The sequence below is a fragment of the Bradyrhizobium erythrophlei genome (assembly GCF_042430365.1).
In the GTDB taxonomy this organism is placed as follows: domain Bacteria; phylum Pseudomonadota; class Alphaproteobacteria; order Rhizobiales; family Xanthobacteraceae; genus Bradyrhizobium; species Bradyrhizobium erythrophlei.
This window is the reverse complement of record NZ_JBHMET010000088.1, coordinates 1-5337: the sequence shown is the minus strand read 5'-3', so window position 1 is coordinate 5337 and position 5337 is coordinate 1. Positions and strand designations below refer to the sequence as shown.

At 61.6% G+C, this 5337-nt stretch carries 5 protein-coding genes; 3 read left to right on the top strand and 2 right to left on the bottom strand.

Annotated features, from left to right (window positions below; translation table 11 throughout):
* Positions 1-312: 312 nt before the first annotated feature.
* Complete coding sequence (locus tag ACFFWD_RS16010) at positions 313-816, bottom strand: thermonuclease family protein (RefSeq protein ID WP_376966718.1); 504 nt, start codon at positions 814-816, stop codon at positions 313-315.
* 62 nt (positions 817-878) lie between these two features.
* Positions 879-2153, bottom strand: coding sequence for an IS256 family transposase (locus tag ACFFWD_RS16005; protein ID WP_376966712.1), 1275 nt, complete (start codon positions 2151-2153; stop codon positions 879-881).
* A gap of 598 nt (positions 2154-2751) precedes the next feature.
* Between ACFFWD_RS16005 and ACFFWD_RS16000 the strand changes: the two genes are divergently transcribed.
* From ACFFWD_RS16000 to ACFFWD_RS15990, 3 genes are read left to right on the top strand one after another with little or no spacing between them, the layout of a single operon-like run.
* Positions 2752-3165 carry a hypothetical protein gene (locus ACFFWD_RS16000; protein WP_376966716.1) on the top strand — a complete coding sequence of 138 codons (414 nt, stop codon included), beginning with the start codon at positions 2752-2754 and terminating at the stop codon, positions 3163-3165.
* Positions 3162-3686: a thermonuclease family protein gene (locus tag ACFFWD_RS15995; RefSeq protein WP_376966710.1), complete on the top strand. Its 525-nt coding sequence runs from the start codon at positions 3162-3164 to the stop codon at positions 3684-3686. Before ACFFWD_RS16000 ends, ACFFWD_RS15995 begins: the two co-directional genes overlap by 4 nt.
* Positions 3687-3694: 8 nt before the next feature.
* Positions 3695-4357 carry an SOS response-associated peptidase gene (locus tag ACFFWD_RS15990; protein ID WP_376966714.1) on the top strand — a complete coding sequence of 221 codons (663 nt, stop codon included), beginning with the start codon at positions 3695-3697 and terminating at the stop codon, positions 4355-4357.
* Positions 4358-5337 lie beyond the last annotated feature (980 nt).

Here is a 5337-nt window from a genome sequence, read left to right as displayed (position 1 = left end):
CCGCGAGGCCGCGCCTGCATGTTGCATCGGGCGACGAACCTCACGGTGGCTGAGCGTTTTTTGCCTGGCGGTTCATGTCTGCTTCGCTCCGATAGTGACCATGGTGCTGCGTTGCCGGAACTGACGCGATGCACATGAGCGGCGGTCGAGGCCAACGCCAGCTCTGTCCGGTCCACCCCAGAAAGCCGACATTGCGGCGTTAGTTGTGATCTTCTGTCAATCGGCGAAGAGCGGAAACACACGACGCTTGGTGGCTTGGCGGTCGTGGCACGGGCAGCGTTGAATGAGTTGACGCAACGCAAGTCGGCTTAATCAGTCTGAACACTTCCCTGGACTTCCGCGTGCCTTGAGGCACTCGCGATAGCGCCACGGTACAACGTAGCTCCCGGCCCAAACGCCACGCCCCGCGTGTTCGGCTTCGCGCTGCGCTTGCGCATACCTCCCCTTCGAGTACTGCGGCCAGTCAAAGGCCAGGCCACTCGTCACAAGCCATTGTGCCAAGTCCACGCGGTCAACCGAACAGGTCGCAACTGTGCGTCCATATCGATCTTGGTCTACTGGCACACACGACACGGGACGGTCCGCAATGAAGGCATCCAGTTCATTAGCGGCTTTAGCGCCGCATCGATATTGGACGCTGTCTTCGGCTCGGCAAAGCTGATCGCTTTCCGGCGCGTCAATGCCCCAAAGCCGAATTCGCACGCCGTGAATTTCGAGCGTGTCGCCATCTATGACGCTGGCTCGGCCGAGCAATCCCTCGGCAACGGCTGGAAGTGTAGTCAAAGCTAGGACGGCGCAGGCAAACAGCCACTTCATCATCAGTGGGGATGTCCCGATCGGTGTTGAACTACGTCGGGCCGACGTTGCCGGAATGAATGTTACGCGGCCCTCGTGACGTGGGCAACGGGCTTGATCGTCATGCGATCGTGGCGAGCTTGAAGGGCCGCACGCAGAACCGACAATTGCTTATGCGCCTTCAATCGTCGGAAGCCCTTGTTGGCCTCGATCATGCCGGCCGCGACCCATCGCAAGGCCATGCCGGCATCCCGCCAGCGTTTGACGTTGCGCGTGACGCGGCGAATGGTGCCCATCATGTTCTCGGCGATGTTGGTACAGGCGAGCGATCGACGAAGCTCCTTCGGCAGCTTCAACCGGACGACAGTCAGGATTTCGTCGAGGCCTTCGAGGATGCTGGCCGCTACGCCGGGCCATTGCTGGTCGAGTCGACGCGCGAGATTGCGGATCAATTTTTCAGCCTTGTCGGCGTCATCGAGCTCCCAGGCCTGGCGCAGCACCCGACGGGTAGCCGCATGATGCTCTTTCGGCAGGCGTTCCATGATGTTGCGCGCCTTGTGGATCTGGCAGCGCTGGATCGCAGCGGCCGAACCGAAGGTGCGGCGGATCGCCTTCGACAACGCTTTCGCGCCGTCGGCGATGAACAGTCTTGGCACCGTCGGGTCGAGCCCGCGCGAGACCAGGTTGTCCAGCAGGGCCTGAACCGTTGCGGCATTCTCGGTCGCCCCTTCCACCAGCGCCAGCGGATGCTTGTTGCCTTCGCCGTCAACCCCGATCGCGGCGACCAGCACGAGATCGTCGCCGAGATGCAGCCCATCGATTTGGACCACCAGAAGGTCGAGCGCGGACAGATCGGCAGCCATGAAGTCGGCCAGCCGCGCCGCCGACAGCGCTACGAACCTCCGCGAGGCCGCGGACTTCGAAACCCCCGATCCGGGCGGTGCCGGCACGTCACCCTCGGGCAGCCGGACAGCGCGGCCGAACCGGCGCGTCGACACATTGATCAGCATCAGGTTCATCGCCCAACGACCGAGCCAATCCTCCTCCGCCGCCGTTTCCCAGCTCGGGATCGTGACCTCGCGGCCGTCCACGCCCCGGACCCGCGGGCGCTCGACCTCGATCTTGCCGCCGTGGAAGCCGATCCGTCCCCGCGTTCGGCCCCAACGGTGCGCCCGCCGCGCCGCGTCGCGACCGTGGCGCGGCCCGCAGGCCGCCGTGACATCCGCCTCCATCATCGTGCCGAGCGCCTCGATCCCGGCCGCAAGGCAGAACCGATCGAAGCTCGCCCGCACTTCTGCAAACGCTTCGTCCACAGTCCCGGTCGCCGGCGAACCAGCCGGTGTGATATCTCTCGTCATGGCGTTGCTCTCCTTTGTGGAATCAGCACCCCGAGCCTACCGGCTCAAGGTGGGCAACGCCGACCTCTTCAGAAATTCAACAGAACCCGGGACATCCCCTCATCAGTTGTTACGACTGGATTGCGGTCTACGGAGTTTTCGCAGGTAATATCCTTCGACTCGAATAGCAGCTCTGATTTCATCGCTAACCGTGCGAACCGCTCGTTTCTTTTTCCGCCAGTTGCCGCCCATAACTAAAGGTCTCGGTGATCCCTGCTCCACGACCAACAAATCGTTCTTACTGTTCAAATACACTTCGTACATTGATTGACCTCTGCAAGCAGCATAACGGGTCTGGACGGATGCGCGGTGGCAGAACCGCCACAGTGGGTTTGGAAAGATCGGCTTGGCGTTAGACGAACATCTCCGCGCCGACGCTCGAGACGTGTGCTACTAAAGGGATCTTCGGAAATTGCTCGATGGAATGGCAGAGCAGGTTCCTGGCAGCGCTCCCGTATCCGCAAAACAACGGGCTTGACGAAACGGTGGGTGCTCAGGCCCTCCAAACCGCAAGGTCTAGCGGCTTGCCGTGAACATTGGCGAAGCCCATGGTTGGACCATGGGCACCAAGTCACGAGAGAGGATCTACGGCGCGTCTGTTCGCGCGTCAGCCGAGCGCGCGGCCGAGGCGCGCAAGAAGGCCGATCGGCTCGCCTGCGAGGCTTGGAACAAGCGCATGCTCGCCTTTCAGGGGCCTGCCCAGCCCTCGCCGGCCCTGGGTGACGCCCTCAATGCGGGTTACGGCTACCTTGAGGTCAAGTGTTTGGGCTGCGACACCCATCAGACAGTCGCGCTCGACATCATCCGCAGGCCGAAGACGACGCCCATCCATGAGCTTGAGCGATACATGCGCTGCAAGGACTGCTCTGAGGTTCGCGGCTATCCCTATAAGCGTAGCCATCTCGTTGCGCTGAGGACAACAAGGATTTCCGCCAGCGATCCGCACTCATCGTGGTGGCCGGGGGAGCGATGAACGTCAACCTTCGTTTTGTCGCCGCCACCCTGTTGCTCGTCTTGTTCGGCGGCAGCGCGTCAGCGAACGACCTGACCGGGCAGGCCAGCGTCATCGACGGCGACACCCTCGAAATTCATGGGACACGCATTCGGCTATGGGGCATCGACGCTCCAGAGGCGGACCAGCTTTGCCGGGGCGAAGACAGTCTGCAATATCGCTGCGGGGCGACGGCAGCCAACAAGCTGGCGACGTTCATTGGCAGCAGGCCCGTCCACTGCTTGCAAAAAGACATCGACCGATACGGACGCATCGTTGCTACCTGCACCATCGACGCGGTCGATCTCGCCGAATGGCTCGTTGCCGAAGGGCTCGCGTTGGACTGGCCGCAGTTCTCTAGAGGCCGCTACGGTTCACCGCAGCAGGCGGCTCAGCAGGCCAGTCGTGGAATGTGGGCAGGGAGCTACGTCGAACCTTGGCGGTATCGCTCCTGCATCCGATCCGGCGGTAGGCGCTCGGATTGCTCCGACGAGGCGAATTGAGCGAAATCATGTGCAACCTCTACTCCATCACAACCAACCAAGAGGCTATCCGGTCGTTGTTCCGCGTCGTTAATCGCTATGTCGGCAACCTACCGCCGATGCCAGGCGTCTTCCCCGACTACCCTGCCCCGGTGATCCGCGACGCCGAGACCGGCCGCGAGCTGGCGATGATGCGCTGGGGCATGCCGCCTCCTCCCAAGATCGGTGGCCCGCCCGTCACGAACATCCGCAATACCAGCTCGCCACACTGGCGCGGTTGGCTGAAGCCGGAGAACCGATGCCTGGTACCGTTCAACAGCTTCGCTGAATATGCGCCCGAGCCGAACCCCGAGACGAAGAAAAAAGATGTCGTCTGGTTCGCCTTGAACGAGGATCGCCCGCTCTGCGCGTTTGCAGGCGTCTGGACTGAGTTCAAGGGCGACCGTGGCACCAAGTCCAAGCCGGTGCCCGGCCCTCACCTCGTCTATGGCTTCCTGACAACATCTCCGAACGCGGTCGTTGAACCTATCCATCCGAAAGCGATGCCGGTGATCTTGACGACCGGCGAAGAGCGTGACGTCTGGATGCGCGCGCCGTGGGACGAGGCAAAAGCCTTGCAGCGTCCCTTGCCGGACGATCTGCTCAAGATCGTGATGCGCGGCGCCGACAAGGAAGACACGATCGCTGCGTGAAATTCACTGCCGGCCGGCCCGGCACCGAAACCTAGAAAGCAAGATCCTTGCAATCGCCAAGGGCGTCGAGCGGGTTCAGGATGGGCGCATTCACATCGAGAAGATAAGCGAGCCGTTCGTGTTCAAGGAGCGGGGCACGCCGCCTGAGTACGGAGCCTGTATGAAGCTGCAATCGAGCGTGGCTGGCTATCAATGAGAAAGCTGCACGTATGTGAAGTTCACACAGGCCGGCGCCGAGTCGCTCGCCGAGCGCGGGCATTTCCTGTCTTGCCGCCCAGAATGATGAAGTTCCGCACTCGAACGTTGAGCATAACTCGGCCCAGTGCACGGCCGCAATGACTGAGGTGCTATAGTCAAGCGGTTAGTTGAGTCGGGACCGGAACGATGCCCTGAGCTCGCAACGCAAGCTGCCCATGACGTGCGATGCAGGATTGACGAACAGGCTCAATCAAACATCCGAACCAAGGAGCCACTTGCGGATGGCACGACGCGCAGTTTGTGTTTTGGCAGTTTTGTTTGCATTCTCGTCGAATGCCGTTGCGGGCGAGAAACCCGGCTTGTTGCGAACCGTTTCCTGCTCGGTTGTTCGCTATTACGTCGCGAAATACAGCGCCTCAGCAGCCGAGGCGTGGGCGCGAAGCAAAGGGGCGACCGATGCTGAAATCGGGGCCGCGAAGCGTTGTTTGACGCCTGAGACGACACGCACCGCTAAAGCTCAAGGTCGGCCACTCGCGCTCGGGTCTTACGGCTGGTGATCTGCCAAGGTCCCTCTAATTCAGCGAGCATAGTGGCGGCGGCCGTTGTAGCGGCTGTCGCACGACCTCAGCGCTGATTTCACTCAAGAAAGTGCACGATCTCACTTGATCGGCGGAATGGTTCGCCCAGGCGGCGATGTCCTGAGCCTACGCGCTTATGTTCAAGAGCTATGCGGGATTTTGGGTGACGAGGCGATCAGGCGGCGTGGTTTGCCGGCACTTGGA

Coding starts and splice junctions, on each gene's coding strand:
- ACFFWD_RS16010 (WP_376966718.1), bottom strand. CDS start 816: ATGAAGTGGCTGTTTGCCTGCGCCGTCCTAGCTTTGACTACACTTCCA.
- ACFFWD_RS16005 (WP_376966712.1), bottom strand. CDS start 2,153: ATGACGAGAGATATCACACCGGCTGGTTCGCCGGCGACCGGGACTGTG.
- ACFFWD_RS16000 (WP_376966716.1), top strand. CDS start 2,752: ATGGGCACCAAGTCACGAGAGAGGATCTACGGCGCGTCTGTTCGCGCG.
- ACFFWD_RS15995 (WP_376966710.1), top strand. CDS start 3,162: ATGAACGTCAACCTTCGTTTTGTCGCCGCCACCCTGTTGCTCGTCTTG.
- ACFFWD_RS15990 (WP_376966714.1), top strand. CDS start 3,695: ATGTGCAACCTCTACTCCATCACAACCAACCAAGAGGCTATCCGGTCG.